The organism is Intestinibacillus sp. NTUH-41-i26 (assembly GCF_032769475.1).
GTDB lineage: Bacteria > Bacillota > Clostridia > Oscillospirales > Butyricicoccaceae > Agathobaculum > Agathobaculum ammoniilyticum.
The window spans coordinates 330,621-346,001 of the sequence record NZ_CP136477.1 but is presented as its reverse complement, the minus strand read 5'-3'; the positions used below and the strand labels follow the sequence as shown (position 1 = coordinate 346,001).

The 15,381-nt window shown below is 60.2% G+C and carries 17 protein-coding genes and 1 pseudogene; 5 read left to right on the top strand and 13 right to left on the bottom strand.

The genetic code is table 11. The annotated features are described in order from the left end of the window. Position 1: 1 nt before the first annotated feature. From RX717_RS01635 to RX717_RS01625, 3 genes and pseudogenes are all read right to left on the bottom strand, one after another. Positions 2-739 carry an FAD binding domain-containing protein gene (locus RX717_RS01635; protein ID WP_316960524.1) on the bottom strand — a complete coding sequence of 246 codons (738 nt, stop codon included), beginning with the start codon at positions 737-739 and terminating at the stop codon, positions 2-4. Positions 740-972: 233 nt separating this feature from the next. Next, positions 973-2,391 carry a uracil-xanthine permease family protein gene (locus tag RX717_RS01630; protein WP_054327954.1) on the bottom strand — a complete coding sequence of 473 codons (1,419 nt, stop codon included), beginning with the start codon at positions 2,389-2,391 and terminating at the stop codon, positions 973-975. A gap of 255 nt (positions 2,392-2,646) precedes the next feature. Then, positions 2,647-3,224, bottom strand: a pseudogene (locus RX717_RS01625) (xanthine phosphoribosyltransferase). A gap of 141 nt (positions 3,225-3,365) precedes the next feature. On the opposite strand from RX717_RS01625, the gene RX717_RS01620 reads away from it, so the two are divergent. Genes RX717_RS01620 through RX717_RS01605 form a run of 4 tightly spaced genes read left to right on the top strand, consistent with a single transcriptional unit; the run spans position 3,366 to position 6,243 of the window. After that, the gene (locus RX717_RS01620) at positions 3,366-3,785 is read left to right on the top strand and encodes an asparagine synthase-related protein (protein ID WP_107631122.1); all 420 of its coding nucleotides are present in this window, start codon (positions 3,366-3,368) and stop codon (positions 3,783-3,785) included. A 41-nt stretch (positions 3,786-3,826) separates the two neighbouring features. Next, positions 3,827-4,258: a hypothetical protein gene (locus tag RX717_RS01615; protein WP_054327957.1), complete on the top strand. Its 432-nt coding sequence runs from the start codon at positions 3,827-3,829 to the stop codon at positions 4,256-4,258. 6 nt (positions 4,259-4,264) lie between these two features. Further along, positions 4,265-5,695 carry a peptidoglycan-binding protein gene (locus RX717_RS01610; RefSeq protein WP_107631123.1) on the top strand — a complete coding sequence of 477 codons (1,431 nt, stop codon included), beginning with the start codon at positions 4,265-4,267 and terminating at the stop codon, positions 5,693-5,695. Further along, positions 5,695-6,243: a peptidoglycan-binding domain-containing protein gene (locus RX717_RS01605; protein WP_054327959.1), complete on the top strand. Its 549-nt coding sequence runs from the start codon at positions 5,695-5,697 to the stop codon at positions 6,241-6,243. Before RX717_RS01610 ends, RX717_RS01605 begins: the two co-directional genes overlap by 1 nt. Positions 6,244-6,304: 61 nt before the next feature. Here the strand turns inward: RX717_RS01605 and RX717_RS01600 are convergent, their stop codons facing one another. The 4 genes from RX717_RS01600 to RX717_RS01585 form a co-directional block, all read right to left on the bottom strand. After that, complete coding sequence (locus RX717_RS01600) at positions 6,305-7,435, bottom strand: peptidylprolyl isomerase (protein WP_054327960.1); 1,131 nt, start codon at positions 7,433-7,435, stop codon at positions 6,305-6,307. Positions 7,436-7,526: 91 nt separating this feature from the next. Next, the gene (locus RX717_RS01595; RefSeq protein ID WP_107631124.1) at positions 7,527-8,993 is read right to left on the bottom strand and encodes a hypothetical protein; all 1,467 of its coding nucleotides are present in this window, start codon (positions 8,991-8,993) and stop codon (positions 7,527-7,529) included. Then, positions 8,990-9,517, bottom strand: coding sequence for an RNA polymerase sigma factor (locus RX717_RS01590; RefSeq protein WP_159068093.1), 528 nt, complete (start codon positions 9,515-9,517; stop codon positions 8,990-8,992). Before RX717_RS01590 ends, RX717_RS01595 begins: the two co-directional genes overlap by 4 nt. 154 nt (positions 9,518-9,671) lie before the next feature. Next, positions 9,672-10,874 (bottom strand): nucleotide sugar dehydrogenase, encoded by a 1,203-nt coding sequence (locus tag RX717_RS01585; protein WP_107631126.1) that lies wholly within the window; start codon positions 10,872-10,874, stop codon positions 9,672-9,674. A 144-nt stretch (positions 10,875-11,018) separates the two neighbouring features. Between RX717_RS01585 and epsC the strand changes: the two genes are divergently transcribed. Next, complete coding sequence (epsC, locus tag RX717_RS01580; RefSeq protein WP_054327965.1) at positions 11,019-11,687, top strand: serine O-acetyltransferase EpsC; 669 nt, start codon at positions 11,019-11,021, stop codon at positions 11,685-11,687. A gap of 41 nt (positions 11,688-11,728) precedes the next feature. Here the strand turns inward: epsC and RX717_RS01575 are convergent, their stop codons facing one another. The 6 genes from RX717_RS01575 to RX717_RS01550 form a co-directional block, all read right to left on the bottom strand. Further along, a complete protein-coding gene (locus RX717_RS01575) occupies positions 11,729-11,893 on the bottom strand; it encodes a ribbon-helix-helix domain-containing protein (protein WP_107631127.1) in 165 nt (54 codons plus the stop codon). A gap of 290 nt (positions 11,894-12,183) precedes the next feature. Then, positions 12,184-12,588 (bottom strand): Mini-ribonuclease 3, encoded by a 405-nt coding sequence (locus RX717_RS01570; protein WP_054327967.1) that lies wholly within the window; start codon positions 12,586-12,588, stop codon positions 12,184-12,186. Then, the gene (locus tag RX717_RS01565) at positions 12,588-13,496 is read right to left on the bottom strand and encodes an RnfABCDGE type electron transport complex subunit B (protein WP_054327968.1); all 909 of its coding nucleotides are present in this window, start codon (positions 13,494-13,496) and stop codon (positions 12,588-12,590) included. Before RX717_RS01565 ends, RX717_RS01570 begins: the two co-directional genes overlap by 1 nt. A 19-nt stretch (positions 13,497-13,515) precedes the next feature. Beyond that, the gene (rsxA, locus tag RX717_RS01560; RefSeq protein WP_242977857.1) at positions 13,516-14,127 is read right to left on the bottom strand and encodes an electron transport complex subunit RsxA; all 612 of its coding nucleotides are present in this window, start codon (positions 14,125-14,127) and stop codon (positions 13,516-13,518) included. Then, positions 14,128-14,775 (bottom strand): electron transport complex subunit RsxE, encoded by a 648-nt coding sequence (rsxE, locus tag RX717_RS01555; protein WP_054327969.1) that lies wholly within the window; start codon positions 14,773-14,775, stop codon positions 14,128-14,130. Positions 14,776-14,790: 15 nt separating this feature from the next. Then, entirely contained in the window at positions 14,791-15,378 is a 588-nt protein-coding gene (locus tag RX717_RS01550; protein WP_054327970.1) for an RnfABCDGE type electron transport complex subunit G, read from the bottom strand. Between the last annotated feature and the right edge of the window lie 3 nt (positions 15,379-15,381).

Genomic DNA, 15,381 nt, shown 5'->3' with positions numbered 1-15,381 from the left:
CTTATCCCTCCTTACTGAGCGCGAGCGCCGCGCGGCGCACCAGTACCTCGCAGACCGCACGGCGGTAATCCGCTCCCGCGCGCAGGTTGCCGCCCAGCACCGCTCGGGCAGCGATATCGGCCGCAAACGCGCGCGCGCTGTCCTCTGTGATACCCTGTGCAAGCGCGCCTTTCTCGTCCGCAAACGCCGCGGCGGGCATGGGGCGCGCGCCAACGGCGCATGTATACCGGCCGTCCCGCTCGCTGAGCGCCACGGCCAGCACAGGGAAGTCGGTCGAGATGTTGCGCTGGGACAGATAAACCGCCCGCTGCGACGCTTTGGGGAGGGTGACGTGCGTCAAAATATCCCGCGTGACGCGCGGCAGCGCAGCAAAGTCCGCAAGCGGCATTTCGCCCGCGTGATGCAGCGTGACCGCCGCGTCCAGCGCGAGAAACAGCGTCAGTACGTCCGAAAAACCGAACCGTCCCCACAGGCTGCCGCCCACGGTGGCGCAGTTGCGGAACTGCACGCCCACAATATGGCGCAGCGCCTCGGCCATCGCACCCTGCGTCAGCGCGGCCAGGCCCGCGTGCGTCTCGAGCGCGCGCAGAGGGACCATCGCGCCGATGCGGTATCCCGTTTCTGTCTCTTCGATCCGGTCCAGCCCAAGCCCGCACAGGTCGATTGCCGTCCCAACACTCCTGTGCTGCATCTTGAGCCAGAGCATACCGCCCAGCACTACGCTGCTTTTTTCTGACAAAGCGCGTACGCTTCGTCCAGGCTCTCCGGCCTGACATATTGCCCGATCGTCAACAAAGCTGTTCCCTCCGTATGGTCTGATGTGCTTATCATAGCATGTGCGCGCGCAAAAAACAATTTGCCGCGCGCTTTTTCGTTATCCTTTGTCAATAACAACGTCTCCCTGACGCACAACCGGCTTCCGGCGCGCCTGTGCGCCGGAAGCCGGTATCCTCTGTGCCTACGGGAAAAAGCCTATGCGTTTTCCTCTTTTTTCTCCTGGGGCAGCAGCACGTTTAGCAAAATCGCCACGAACGCCGCGGGTACGATGCCCGAGCCGCCGAAAATGAGCTGCACCGCCTGCGGCAGCCCCGCCAGGACCGCGGTATTCGCGCCCAGGCCGTAGCCTAGGCCGAGCGCGACCGAAACAATGGTCATATTGCGCGCGGTCAGCGGCTCGCGGGTGATGAGCTGGATGCCACTCATCACGATGGACGAAAACATCATGACCGCCGCACCGCCCAGCACGCTCTGCGGCATGATCGACACCAGCGCCGCCAGCTTGGGCAGCAGGCCGCACAGGATGAGGAACACCGCGCCGCACGCGAGCGCGAAACGGTTGACGATCTTGGTCATCGTGACCAAGCCCACGTTCTGGCTGAACGAGGTATTCGGCAGCACGCCGAATACCGCCGCGAACGAGGAGCCAAGCCCGTCGCACACGATGCCGCCGGAAAGCTCCTTATCGGTCGCCTCGCGGCCCATGCCGCCCTCCATCACGCCGGAAATGTCGCCCACAGTCTCCACCGCGGTAACGATGAACATAATCATCACCGGCGCGATCGCACGCACGTCGAACACGACCGGCACCGGCATGAGCTCAGGCACCGCGAACCAGCTTGCCTGGGCAACCTTGTCCCAGTTGAGCACCCACGCCTTAGTGTACTCCACGCCCTCGGCCGTTACCCCTGTCGTGGGCAGGAACAACGGCAGCACCGCGCAGATCACATAGCCAACGATAATGCCGATCAGGATGCAGGAGTAGCTCAGCATGCCCTTGGAACAGTGCTTGAGCACCAGGATGACCACCAGCACGGCCAGCGCCACCAGCAGGTTTTCCACCGAGCCGTAGTCCTGCGCCGAGCTGCCGCCGCCGAACGAGGCCACACCCACGCTGATCAACGACAGGCCGATGGACAGCACGACCGTACCCGTGACGACCGCGGGGAAAAACCGGCGCAACGGCTTGAGGAAAAAGCCCAGCACGCCTTCAAACAATCCGCCGATGATGGACGCGCCCATCATCGCACCATAGGCGAGGATGCCGCCGCCCATCACCTGCGCCACGCTCTGAAACACGCCAATAAAGCCCGAGCTGGTACCCATGATGATCGGCACCTTGCCGCCCACCGGCCCGATCGAGAAAAGCTGTACCAGCGTGACGATACCCGCCACCAGCATTGCATTCTGCAGCAGCGACACCTGGACCGCCGCGAACTGCTCCGCGTCGCTCATCGCGGCGCACGCGCTGGTGATGATCAGGATGGGGGTCAGGTTGCCGACGAACATCGCCAGCACATGCTGCAGCCCCAGCGGAATCGCCTGCCCCAGCGGGATTTTGGCCGTGAAGTTATACGGCCCGAAAAAGGATTGCTCCTTCTTTTCGTTTTCCATATTGTCCTCCCTGTTTTGATTTAGTGAAATGATACCCCCATTATAACAAATATCCCCGTTTTGTCCCACTCAGTTTGACAATTTTTTGTCCAAATCCCGCATTTTCTACATTTGGTTCAAGTCCGGCCGCCCAAAATCCGGCCGCGTTGGCCTTTTTTGCCATATCCCGTCTGCATTTCGGTGCGTCTTACCGGACCGTATGAAAAAAACCGGCTGAATCCAGCCGGTTTTTTTCATACGGTCCCTGCAGCGCGCTCAGTCGCGGAACTGCACGGTCTGGGTTGCCGCATCCATCCCGTCCACGATGGCGAGAGATTCCACGCGCAGCCCCTTTTCCCGCAGCAGCTTTCCACCGCACTGGAAGCCCTTTTCGATCACGATGCCAATACCGGCCACGCGCGCGTGCGCGGCCTCGACAATCTGGCACAGGCCCATGGCCGCGCAGCCATTGGCCAGGAAATCGTCGATAATCAGGATGTTTTCCCGGGCCGCAGGAAGCGGCTGGCAACAATGACCTCATACCGGCGCTTGTGGGTAAACGATTCGACCGGCGCGGACAACATGGTCCCGTCCAGGTTGATCGACTGCGCTTTTTTGGCGAATACAACGGGTACGCCGAAATACTGCGCCGCGATCGCCGCAATGCCGATGCCGGAGGCCTCGATCGTCAGGATCTTATCGATCCGCTCGTCCGCAAACCGGCGCTTGAACTCCCTGCCGATCTCGTTAAACAGACCGATATCCATTTGATGATTGAGGAAATTGTCAACCTTGAGCACATTACCCTCTTTGATCACACCGTCTTTTCTGATCCGTTCTTTCAAAAGTTCCATGGTCGCGTTCTTCCTTGTCCGTACTGAAGTATCTTTGTTATAAAGCATACCATTTTTCCGTCCGGCTGTATAGCTTTTTTTCGACCTTTTTTCCAGAGGCTCCCGTATCCTCCCGCAACGCTGCGCGACCGCAAGGACCGCATGAGCATGTATTCCGGCCTGGAGGTGCGCGTGCCGTTCTGCGACCACCGTATCGTGGAATATGCTTATAATATGCCGTGGGCGTTCAAAGCGCTGGACGGGCGGGAAAAGGGCGTTGTGCGCAAGGCCTTTGAATCCATGCTGCCGGAGGAGATCGTCTGGCGCAAGAAAAGCCCGTATCCCAAGACCTTTCATCCGGTCTATACCCGCCTGTGCGCCGACTATGTGCGCCGCATTTTCGCGGACAGCGAATCCATCGCCTCCGCCCTGTTCGACCATGCCGCGGTGGAGGCGCTGATGGAGCGGCCGGAAAGCCTTGCCGAGCCGTGGTACGGCCAGCTTATGCGCACGCCGCAGATCTTCGCCTATATCGTGCAGCTCGACCGGTGGTTCAAGCAGTATAAGGTCCGTCTGGCCTGACCACCGGCACATCCATCCAATCATACAGGAGGTCGCTATCTATGCCCGATCCCGCTACCAGCTCGGCCGTGCTGCGTGTTGTCGTAACGACCGCGCTAGGCGCGCTCCCCCTCGCGGGCGCTTCCGTGACTGTATCCACCGCAGCCGACCAACCCGGTGAACGGACGCTGCTTTACAGCGTCCGCACCGATCAGAACGGCATGACGCCGCCCATGGAGCTACCCACCCCGCCGCTGTCCAACTCCATGACACCGGACAGTGGCACGCCGTTTTCCCTCTATACCGTAGAAGTTGCCAAGGAGGGCTATACGCCGCTTACCGCTCTGCATATCCCCATGTTTCCCGGCATTCCAGCCGTGCTGCCGGTCGCGCTGACCCCGCTGGAGGAAAACCAGCCGTCCAGCCAGACCGATCTGACCGCCACCGGCGACCCACAGGTGCTATACCATTCCGAAACGGGCGGAGAGGAGTGAACGAAATTGCCTGAACAATCCCCCGTCGTTATTCCGGAAACGATCACCGTGCATCTTGGCGCGCCCTCATCCAACGCGCAGAACATCACCGTTCCCTTTGCCGACTATATCAAAAATGTAGCCTCGTCTGAGATCTACCCCACCTGGCCGGAGGAGGCGATCCGCGCCAACATCTACGCGCAGACATCCTATGCTCTCAACCGTGTGTTTACCGAATGGTACCGCGCGCAGGGCTATGATTTCGACATCACAAATTCCACGCGCTACGATCAGTCCTTCGTCCCTGGGCGCGATATCTTTGAGAACATCTCCACCATCGTGGACGATATGTTCAACAACTATCTGACGCGCGGCGAAGCAATCGAGCCGCTGTTCGCCCAGTACTGCAACGGCACGACCACGACCTGCCCGGGCGGGCTGAGCCAGTGGGGTACGGTCCCGCTCGCCGAGCAGGGCATGAGCGCGGAGGAGATTGTGCGTTCCTTTTACGGGGACGACATCAACTTTGTACGCAACGCACCCATCGCCCCCAACCTCGGCGGCTCCTGGCCGGGCATCACATTCCGGCTGGGCGACGTGTCAGAGGAGGTCCGCATCATCCAGAACCGGCTCAACCGCATCTCGACCAACTATCCCAACATTCCCAAGATCTATCCCGTGGACGGAATTTTTGACGCGGACACCGAGCGCGCCGTGCGCGCGTTCCAGCAGCAGTTCAACCTTGCGGTAGACGGGATCGTCGGCAAGTCCACTTGGTATCGCATCGCCTTCATATATAACAATGTGAAACGTCTGAGCGAGCTGGACAGCGAGGGGCTGCGGCTGGAGGATGTTTCGCGTCAGTTTCCAACCGAACTGCGCGAAGGCGCGACCGGCCCCGGCGTGCAGCTTCTGCAATATTTTCTGGCCGTGGCGGGAGAATATTACGACCAGCTCCCCCGCTGGCAGATCAATCAGCTGGACGGCGTCTTCGGCCCCCAGACGCGCGAGGCCGTTACCGCCTATCAGCGTATGATGGGCCTGCCGGAAACCGGCGCTGTGGACCGCACGACCTGGAACGAGCTGCTTTCCACCTACCAGTCCATTCTGGCGGCCCGCCCCGAGCAGGAATGGCTACAGGAGCTTGCCGGCCTGCCCGAGATCTTCCTGGTGGAAGGCATGCGCGGTGAAGAGGTGCGTCGGGCGCAGCAGGTGATCAATATTATCGCGCGCTCCTATCCGGAGGTGCCGGCCGTCGGCGTTGACGGTATTTTCGGCCCCGCGACGCGCGACGCGGTCTCGGTCGTGCAGGCGCTGGTCGGCCTGCCCGCCACCGGCGCCATCGGCCCGCTGACCTGGGAGTATATGGCGCAGCTCGCCAGCGATGTGCTTGCGGGCAGTCAAACCAGCGAGGGGCAGTACCCCGGCTATCCGGTGGGAGAGGAGGCAAGCGCCTGATGTACAGCGAAGCACAGCGCCGCGCGCATATTTTTGACCTGCAGACCTTCCTGCGCCGTATCCAGCTCGATCAGGCACATGTCCATCCACTGGTTCCGGACGGCATCTTCGGTCCGGAAACCGCGGCGGCGGTACGCGATTTCCAGCGCCGCAACGGCCTGCTCGTTACCGGCACGGCCGGCTATGAAACATGGACTGCAATTTACCAAGCCTATCTGCTCCTGCTCTTGGGCGACACGCTGCCTGCCGCAGTCTCCTTTTCCCCTGCCGGTTCTGACGGGCAGTTGGCTGCCGGAGACAAGGGCCCGTCTGTCCTTGTTCTGCAGCTCCTGCTTTCCTCGGCGGTGCCCCATTTTTCCTCCGTGACCCCTGTTCCGCTCACCGGAGAATACGACCGCGCGACAGCGGACGCTGTCCGCCTTGCTCAAGGGGTGTTCCTGCTCCCACAGAACGGCGTGACCGACCGCGCCACTTGGGAAGCGCTCGCCCTGTTTCACAACAGCTTCTTCGGCCGCACGCCGCTTCCCTGGCTGCTTGCGGAGCTCTGATACCCGTTTTCGTAGCAAAAAAGGACGCTCCCTTCCGGAACGTCCTTTTTGATTTTCCCGCTTATTCCGCGGCCGCTTCATCGGAAGCCGCGCTGTCGTCCGAGTCCGAGCCGTTCAGAATCTCCGCGACTCCTGCCGGCGCGTAATCGTATACGTTCTTATAGTTGATCTCGTCGTACACGTCGGTGGTTTCGACCTCTGCTTCGGTCATCCACTGGCTGAGGAGCGCGTCCATCGTCCGGCCCATCTGCGTGGCCAGGTCAGCCTGATAATTGATGAACTGGTTTTCGTAATCGAGCGCCGTGCGCTGGATGATATGATAGCCGTAGTCGCTCTTGACAAGGTCGGAAACCTCGCCCTCCGCCAGCGCCTTGGCGCCCTCGTAGAACGGTGTGACCATATCGCCCTCGGTAAAGATATACCCGTCCGGATTGCCTTCCAAGCCGCCGTCCTCGCTGTATTCGTTCATCAGGGCGTCAAAGTCCTCGCCCGCGTTGATGCGGTCCAGGATGGACTGCGCCAGCGCCCTGGCCTCCTCGTCCGTGCGGAGCGTCTCGCCTGTCGAGGGGTCGACGGTCAGGATCAGGATATGCTTGGCCGAGATGTAGTTGTCGCGGAAGTGCTCCATCAACTCCTCGTCCGTCGGCTTGTCGATCCCGTCCGAGCCGTAATAATACTCGTTGAGCGCGGAGTAGCACTGCGTGATATACAGGAAATTCATATAGGTCTGGTCGTTGAAGCCGAGCTGCGCGATCTTCTGCAGGTAGCCGTCGTAGCCGCCTGCCTGGTCAATGGTGTCCTTACGCAGGGTAGACAGCTCTTTCTGGTTGCTGTAGGACAGCTCCAGACCGGCCTTTTCAAACTGCTCCAGCACAACGCGCGAGTAGACCGCCTGGTCCTTGGCAAAGCCCGGCATCATCACGCCCAGCATCTCGGCCGAGCTGTCGTCGCTCCACAGGCCCATCATGCCGTACTGTGAATACATGTTTTCGTAGTACTTCATGTTATAGATCATGTAGGTTGCGAATTCCTCCGCCCTGACCTCATCGCCGTTGACCGTCATCACGACAGGCGAATCCTCCCCCATCGGCTGATAGGAAACCGATACCTTGGAGCCCTGCCAGTAGGTGATGCCCAGTACGATTGCCAGCAAAACGACCAGCGCGGCAATACGCTGTACCCATTTGTTCATATTCCGACTCTCCTTGTATTGCAAAAAACTAAACAGACTTTTGTTATTATAGCACTGTTTTCCGTTCTATACAAGGAAAAACACAAAAACGTCACAAAGCGCCGTCGTTCTTCTCCCACTCGCGGTATTCCCGTGTCGCGTAATTGGTATAGCTGTTCTGCAGATTTTTTCCGCTCCACCCCTGCGTCAGCTCTTCCGGCGCGCGGTACGGGAGGCTGACCGGCTGCCGGCGGTGGCAGTAAATCAGGTTCGCGCCGCCGAACACGTTGCTGCCTTCCAGCTCGATGATATACAGCGTGTAGCCGCGTTGCGCCTGCGCGCCGAACGGGTAACTGACCGTGCCGGTGATGCGCGGCGCGGTCTGTACGCCGAAAACCCAATCGGTCGTGGTCACCATTTCGTTTTTGAGGTTGGGCATCGCGGCCGTATAGCTCTGCCCGTCCTTTTCATAGAGCAGGACGCCGCCAACCAGTTCCGCCGGCTCATCCTGCCACAGCAGCGCCAGCGCATCGCCCCACCAGGCCGCGCCCCGCCGCCATGCAAAGTGGTTGAGCACCGCCATGCGGTTGCCCGGCAGCTCAATATACACGGCGCTGACATCCATCCATTCCGCGCTCTCGGAATAACCCTCCGGATAATTCTCCGGCATGTTGCTGACGCGGCCCTCGCCCGGGTCAAAAAGCATCTGTTCCTGAACGCTTTCCACATAGAGCGCGCCCTCCAGCACGGCCACATGCTCGTCGGACAAGTCGGCCGCCACGTTCTCCGGCATGCCGAGCGCCGCCAACGCCTGCCGCTCCGCCGCCATCTCAGGCGAGGGCCGCGGCTGCGCGTCCAGCCGGGGATGGTTGACCCACAGGCTGCCGCCCACCACCAACGCCGCGCACAGTGCAACATAGCACCAGCCGAAGCGCTTGCCGCTCACCTGCACCGGCGCAGCGGTCAGGCAGTAGCCCGCGTCGCCCAGCCCGTCGCTGATGCGGAACATGGCTTTGACAATCACAACAAACGCAACGAGCATCGGAATCCCCGCCAGCCAGCTGTGCGACAGCGGCGACAGCGCCAGCGCAACGCACATGAGCTGCCAGACAACCGCCGAGCGGAGCGGGTCGCCCTCGGGTGCGACGCCTGCCTGCTCGTACACGCGCCGGAGGCCCGCCCGCAGCGCGCAAAGCTGTACGATCCCCGCCGCCGTATGCACAAGGCCAAGGGCGACGGCGCACGATCCCTCCGGCAGGTGCGGCGTGACCAAAAGGCCGAGATACACTGCCTGCCAGACCAGCTCTGCAAGGGCCAGCGCCCATGCCGCGCGGAACCCCGCGCCGCACCGCCGCAGCGACCGGAAGCCCAGGTAGGACAGCAGCACGCCGATCATAGGCATCAGGTATTGCAGGTACAGGAATTCCAGCCCAATATGCGTGAGGATCACGCCCCAGACGATATAGCGGATGGGCGTGTCCCAAGGATTGACCTCCCCGACCGCGCTCTCGCGCGGCAGGGCTTCCCCAAGCTCCTGTTCCAGATAACGGTCGAATTCCTCCTGTTCCCGTCCGGTCATAGCGCATCACCTCCCATCAGCCTGCGCAGCCGGCCGCGCAGGCGGTACAGTCGCCCTTCGACCGCCCGCTCGGTCAAGCCCAGCTCGGCGGCGATCTGCGCGGTGGACTGCAGATAATAATACTTGCGGTAAAACAGCAGCCTTTCGTTGTTGCTCAGCGCATCCACCGCGCGCCGGAGCTGTGCGGCGCGTTCCCGACGCAGCACTTCCTCCTCCGGCGAGGGGGACGCGCCCGTCCGCTCCTCCAGTGTCTCCTCTGGCGTATGCCGCCGCCGGAGGCAATCCACCGCCGTGTTGCGGGCCACCGCGGTCACCCAGGCCGCAAGGCTGCCCCGATCGCTCCGGAATGTGCCGAACCGGTCCCAAACGCGCAGGTAGACGTCGCTGACGCATTCCTCCACATCCTGCTCGTCCCGCAGGATACCACGCACGATGTACCGCACCATATTGCCGTACTGCTTCTGTAGCAGGGCGATACCCTCCTGGTCGCCCGCGGACAGCAGCTCGGTGATTCTGTCATCCATACCGCCGCCCCCTTTCCCCATCTGTCTTTACTCTATCTTACGGAAATTTCCCACCGAACCCACGCCCTGTTTTCAATTTGTAAACCACATACAGGGCCGTCCGCGGGATGAAAAAACGGCACAGCGTTCCGCTGTGCCGTTTTCCGTTGTTTGTTTATTCCATCAAGCCGACACAGTCGTAATACGGCTTTTCAGCAATCAACTTTTTGTTATCTTTAAACAAAGTATGTCCCAATGTAATCACCAAATAGTCCGCTTTCTGCAAAACCTCCGCAAAGGGTACATTCGGGATGCCCTGCACCTCGCCGTCTTTTGCGAACGGCTCGCAGGCGATCACATTCACGCCTTTTTCCTGCAGAATATGGCACAGCTCGATCGAGGGGGACTCGCGCAGGTCGTCCACATCCGGCTTATAGCTCAGGCCGAGCACGCCGACCGTATCCGTCACCCTGGCGAGCGAGGATACCACCTTGCCCGCGACAAAGTGCGGCTTGTTCTCGTTGCGCTCGCGCGCGGCGAGGATAACCTTGGCCTCGGCCGGAAACTGCTCATAGATGAACCACGGATCTACCGCGATGCAGTGGCCGCCCACGCCCACGCCCGGCGTCAGGATATTGACGCGCGGATGGCAGTTGGCCAGCTTGATCAGTTCGAACACGTCGATCCCCATTTTGTCGCAAATGACCGACAGCTCGTTGGCATAAGCAATATTGACATCGCGGAAGGTATTTTCGGTCAGCTTGCACATTTCGGCGGTCAGGTCGTCAGTCTTGTGGACGACCCCCTTTTCCAGCACCTTCTCATAGATGGACGCCGCCATCTCAGCGGCTTCCGGTGTGCGCGCGCCAACGATGCGATCGTTGTTCTTCAGCTCGTACATCATATTGCCGGGGATGACGCGCTCCGGACAATGCGCGACGTGCAGCCGGTTCATATCGATGCCGGACTCCTCGCCCAGCACGCGCGCGAGCATCTCGGTCGTATGCGGCGGCACGGTGGATTCCAGAATGACCAGATTGGACGGTTCGATCACCTTGCCCGCCATGCGGCCCGCGGACTCCACGAATTTCAGGTCAGCCTTGTGGCTGCCGGTTTCGTCCTGGTAGAACGGGGTCGGCACGGCAATATAGAACACATCCGATCGGGTCAGCTTGGAGGAAAAATGCAGATGCCCGTGGGCGACCGCCTTCTCGAACGCTTCCTGCAGGCCCGGCTCCACGATATGAATATGGCCGCCCTTGAGCGTCTCAATCGTTTTTTCGTTCACGTCAAAGCCGCAGACCTCAAACCCTGCCTCGGCCAGCGTGATCGCGGTCGGCAGGCCGATGTAGCCCAGCCCCATGACAGTAATTTTCATAATTTTCGTACCTCATTCAGCAAAATCTTCTTACATTATACCACTTTTTTCGCAAAATTCAACGTAGTGTTTGAATTTTTGCCCAAATACCGCTATAATGGATACTGTAGCGATTTCATACCCAAACGATAGGATGTATGCTTTATGATTTTTCAGGGCCTGCTGGACGATGCGCGCTCAATCCGCGACCGCGATCCCGCCGCACGCACAACACTGGAGGTCTTTTTGCTGTACCAGGGCTTCCACGCGCTGATCTACCATCGCCAGGCACACTGGCTGTATCAGCACAAGCTCTTTTTCCTTGCGCGGGCGCTTTCCCAGTTTGCCCGCCATATGACCGGCATCGAGATCCATCCGGGCGCGACCATCGGCCGCCGCCTGTTCATCGACCACGGCATGGGCATCGTCATTGGCGAAACCGCTGAGATTGGAGACGACTGCACGATCTACCACGGGGTCACGCTCGGCGGCACCGGCCATGACACCGGCAAGCGCCACCCGACCATCGGCAACAACGTGCTGATCGCGACCGGCGCCAAGGTGCTCGGCCCGTTCACCGTGGGCGATAACAGCCGCATCGGCGCGAACGCGGTGGTGCTGCAGGAAGTGCCACCCAATTCCACGGTCGTGGGCGTCAAGGCGCGCGTGGTCAAGATTGACGGGCAGCGCGTTTCCTCCCCGTCCTACGATCTCGACCAGGTCAACCTGCCCGATCCGCTCGCGCAGGAGCTTTGCCGCCTGCAAAGCCGCGTATACGCCAACGAGCAGCGGCTCAAGCGCGAGGAACAGCGGGAACGCGAAGCAGACGAATAACACCGAAAAAACAGGCAGGGAGCCGCGGCCCCCTGCCTGTTTTATTCTCCGGACAGTTTCTTTTTGTCCAACGCATGCAGGTATTTTCGTAAGATCACGTTGATGTACTGGGAAAACGGGCGGGCATCTTCATCAGCCAATTCACGCAGGCGGGCAACAATATCGCTGTCCAGTGTAATCGTTACTCGTTCCTTCAACGGCCTCACTTCGCTCACCTCTTGTTATCCAGCATACCATTAAATTATACTTAATATTGATTTATCATATAAAATAGTATATAGTATAACCACAGGAGATGGGTATCATGATAACTTGGATCAAAAAACACTTGCTTACATTGTTATTGTTTTTTGGGGTTTTTTTGCTTGGCATTTTCGTCGGTTGGTTCATTGGTGCTTTTGATACCTTTCACTATCTTGGGTATTCTGTCACCCTATCCTTTTGATACTTCTTCACGATATAAAAGCGCCCCGTACAAAAGTACGGGGCGCTTTTTTCACTGAAACCCCTCCGCGATCACGCCGAACAGCTCGTTGATGCGGCCATACCTCTGTTTAAGGTACAGCCAGCCGAACAGCGCTTCGAGCGCGGTCGCCTGCGCATATTCCGCAACAGACGAGGAGCGCGGCACGCTCTTGGGCTTTGCGTTGCGGCCGTGACGGTACACGTCCTGTTCCTCCCCGTCAAGCAGGGGAAGGATGCGCTGCGCCGCCTCCGCCTGCGCGGAGGCGCGCACCAGCGCGACCGTATGTCTGTGCAGGTTGCGCGCGGTCTGCATGCCGCCGCACGCCAGCCAGGTGCGCACCATGACCTCATAAACGGCATCGCCCACATGGGCGAGCGCGAGGCTCGACATGCGGGCGATAGCAGCGTCATCCAGCTTGGGATGCAGATAATCCATTACTGTTCCTCAGTCGCCTTTTCAGCGGCAGCGGCCTTTGCAGCCTCGGCCTTCGCCTTGGCGGCGGCAGCCTGCTTGGCCTGCATCTCCTTGAACTTTGCCTTCTCCTCTTCGGTCGGGACAGGCTCGATGCAGCCCTTTGGACAGGCCTTGGCGCACATCTTACAGTTCTTGCACTTGTCGTAATCGATCTTGGCAACGCCGTCGATCACATGGATGGCGTCAAACTTGCAGGTCTTTTCACACATCTTGCAGCCGATGCAGCCGCTCGCGCAGACCTTCATGACCTCCGGCCCCTTATCCTTGTTCACGCAGTTGACGTGGACCTTCTTGGATTCCGGAACCAGGTCGATCAGCTTCTTCGGGCAGGCCGCGACGCACTTGCCGCAGGCCACGCACTTTTCGGTATCAACCTTGGCAACGCCGTCCACCACATGAATGGCGTCGAACGCGCACGCCTTGACGCACGAGCCGAGGCCCATGCAGCCGTACGCACAAGCCTTGGGGCCGCCCGCGACGCGCATCGCAGCGGTGCAGTCCTGCAAGCCCTCATACTTGGTCTTATCGACCGCGTTGCAGCCGCCGTTGCAGTAAACATGCGCCACCTTGCGCTCGCCCGCTTCAACCGCTACGCCCATAACCTCGGCGATTTTGGCGGCAGCCGCCGCGCCGCCGACCGGACAGCCGTTGACCGGCGCGGTGCCTTCCACGATCGCGGCCGCCAGGCCGTCACAGCCTGGGTAGCCGCAGCCGCCGCAGTTTGCGCCCGGCAGGCACTCGCGAACCAGCGGTACGCGCTCATCCACCTCGACGGCGAACACCTTGGCCGCCACGCCGAGCAGGATCGCAAACACGATGCCCATGATAAACAGGACAGCGACCGCGTAAACAATATTCATGGTATCCATTTCTTATCCTCCTCCTTGCTTACCAGATCGACAGGCCGGAGAAGCCCATGAAAGACATAGCGAGCAGCGCGGCGGAAACCAGCGCGATCGGGAAGCCTTCAAAGCACTTGGGGCATTGGGCCGTTGCGTCCAGACGCTCGCGGATCGAAGCGAACAGCACGATCGCCAGCGTGTAGCCGAGGCCGGCGCCTACGCCGTAAACCATCGAACCAATAAAGGAATAACCGTTGTCGATATTCGAGATCGCCGCGCCGAGTACCGCGCAGTTGGTGGTGATCAGCGGCAGGAAAATGCCGAGCGCGGAATACAGCGCGGGCATCGCCTTTTTCATGAACATTTCAACAAACTGCACGAGCGTCGCGATAACCAGAATGAATGCGATGGTCTGCATGTACTCCAGGCCGAGCGGGTCGAGGATGAAGTACCATACCGCCCAGGAAACCGCGCTCGCCAGCGCCATAACAAACACGACCGCCATGCCCATGCCGATGGCCGTATCGGTCTTTTTGGAAACGCCGAAGAACGAGCAGCAGCCCAGGAACTGGACAAGGATGTAGTTGTTGACCAGCACGGCCGCCACCGCGAGCGACAGCACCTCGGTCAAGCCCATTGCATCAGGGAAGTTAAACATTTACTTGTCCTCCTTTCCGGCCATGACCTTCTGGATCACCGCGAAGATGAAACCCATCATCAGGAAGCCGCCCGCCGGCAGGATCATCATGACCGCCGGGTTGGCGCTCAGGCCGGGGATGGCGAAGCCTTCCGCCGGAATGAAGCTCAGGAAAGGCAGCAGGGTGGACAGGCCGGACAGCACCGTACCCGCGCCCAGCAGCTCGCGGAAGAAGCCCATCAGGACCAGCGCGAAGCCAAAGCCCAAACCCATGCACACGCCGTCCAGCGCGGAGGGGAGGACCTTATTCTTGGAAGCGTACGCCTCGGCACGGCCGAGGATAATGCAGTTAACCACGATCAGCGGCAGGAACAGTCCCAGCGAAGCCGCAAGGCTGGGTACGAACGCCTGCAGCGCCAGATCAATCATGGTAACAAAGGTTGCGATAATGGTGATAAAGCACGCAATACGGATCTTATCCGGAATAAACTTGCGCAGCGCGGAGATAACCACGTTGGAGCAGATCAGTACAACGGTCGCCGCAACGCCCATGCCGATAGCGTTGGACAGCGAGGTCGTGGTGGCCAGTGCGGGACACAGGCCGATGGTCTGCATGAAGATCGGGTTGTCGAGGATGACGCCCGCTTTCAGCTGTTCAGAAAATTTCATTTGGCTGTTCCTCCTTTAACCCAAGCTTGCAACGCAGTTGGCCGCGGTGTTGACGCCGAGGGTCACTGCGCGGGACGTGATGGTGGAACCGGTGATGGCGTTGATCGTGCCGCCGTCCTTGGAGACTGCGAGGCTGCCATCCGCCGGCTGGCCCGCGAACTGGGTGATCCAGTTCTTATCGCTCTGCGCCTTGGCGCCCAGGCCCGGGGTCTCGCCATGCGCCGTTACCTGCGCGCCCGCGATAGTGCCGTCTGTGTTGACGCCGACGATCAGCGTCAGCTCGCCGCCGAAGCCCTTGGGCTTTACTTCTACACAGTAGGCGATCGTCTCGCCGCCCGCCTCTGCCGCGTATACGCCGCTGATTGCCGGCTGATTCTTATCCGCCGGCGCGGTCCATTCCTCGCCGACCTCTACGTCGGTAAAGCTTTCCGCGTCCGCAATGATGGCGCTCATAGCCTCGTTGCGGGTCTCAATACCGTTCTGCTCGATCTTATCCTTGGTCACGCCGTTGGTAAAGCCCAGAAGCAGGGCGCATACAAAGGTGATCAGGCCCAGTACGACGACCAGCATCAGAATGCCGCCGCCCTTTTTGCTGCTATCCATAAT

Excerpts from the sequence above, each read along its gene's own strand:
- RX717_RS01630 (WP_054327954.1), bottom strand. The coding sequence starts at position 2,391 with ATGGAAAACGAAAAGAAGGAGCAATCCTTTTTCGGGCCGTATAACTTC.
- RX717_RS01620 (WP_107631122.1), top strand. The coding sequence starts at position 3,366 with ATGAGCATGTATTCCGGCCTGGAGGTGCGCGTGCCGTTCTGCGACCAC.
- RX717_RS01615 (WP_054327957.1), top strand. The coding sequence starts at position 3,827 with ATGCCCGATCCCGCTACCAGCTCGGCCGTGCTGCGTGTTGTCGTAACG.
- RX717_RS01605 (WP_054327959.1), top strand. The coding sequence starts at position 5,695 with ATGTACAGCGAAGCACAGCGCCGCGCGCATATTTTTGACCTGCAGACC.
- RX717_RS01600 (WP_054327960.1), bottom strand. The coding sequence starts at position 7,435 with ATGAACAAATGGGTACAGCGTATTGCCGCGCTGGTCGTTTTGCTGGCA.
- RX717_RS01595 (WP_107631124.1), bottom strand. The coding sequence starts at position 8,993 with ATGACCGGACGGGAACAGGAGGAATTCGACCGTTATCTGGAACAGGAG.
- RX717_RS01590 (WP_159068093.1), bottom strand. The coding sequence starts at position 9,517 with ATGGATGACAGAATCACCGAGCTGCTGTCCGCGGGCGACCAGGAGGGT.
- RX717_RS01585 (WP_107631126.1), bottom strand. The coding sequence starts at position 10,874 with ATGAAAATTACTGTCATGGGGCTGGGCTACATCGGCCTGCCGACCGCG.
- epsC (WP_054327965.1), top strand. The coding sequence starts at position 11,019 with ATGATTTTTCAGGGCCTGCTGGACGATGCGCGCTCAATCCGCGACCGC.
- RX717_RS01570 (WP_054327967.1), bottom strand. The coding sequence starts at position 12,588 with ATGGATTATCTGCATCCCAAGCTGGATGACGCTGCTATCGCCCGCATG.
- RX717_RS01565 (WP_054327968.1), bottom strand. The coding sequence starts at position 13,496 with ATGGATACCATGAATATTGTTTACGCGGTCGCTGTCCTGTTTATCATG.
- rsxA (WP_242977857.1), bottom strand. The coding sequence starts at position 14,127 with ATGTTTAACTTCCCTGATGCAATGGGCTTGACCGAGGTGCTGTCGCTC.
- rsxE (WP_054327969.1), bottom strand. The coding sequence starts at position 14,775 with ATGAAATTTTCTGAACAGCTGAAAGCGGGCGTCATCCTCGACAACCCG.
- RX717_RS01550 (WP_054327970.1), bottom strand. The coding sequence starts at position 15,378 with ATGGATAGCAGCAAAAAGGGCGGCGGCATTCTGATGCTGGTCGTCGTA.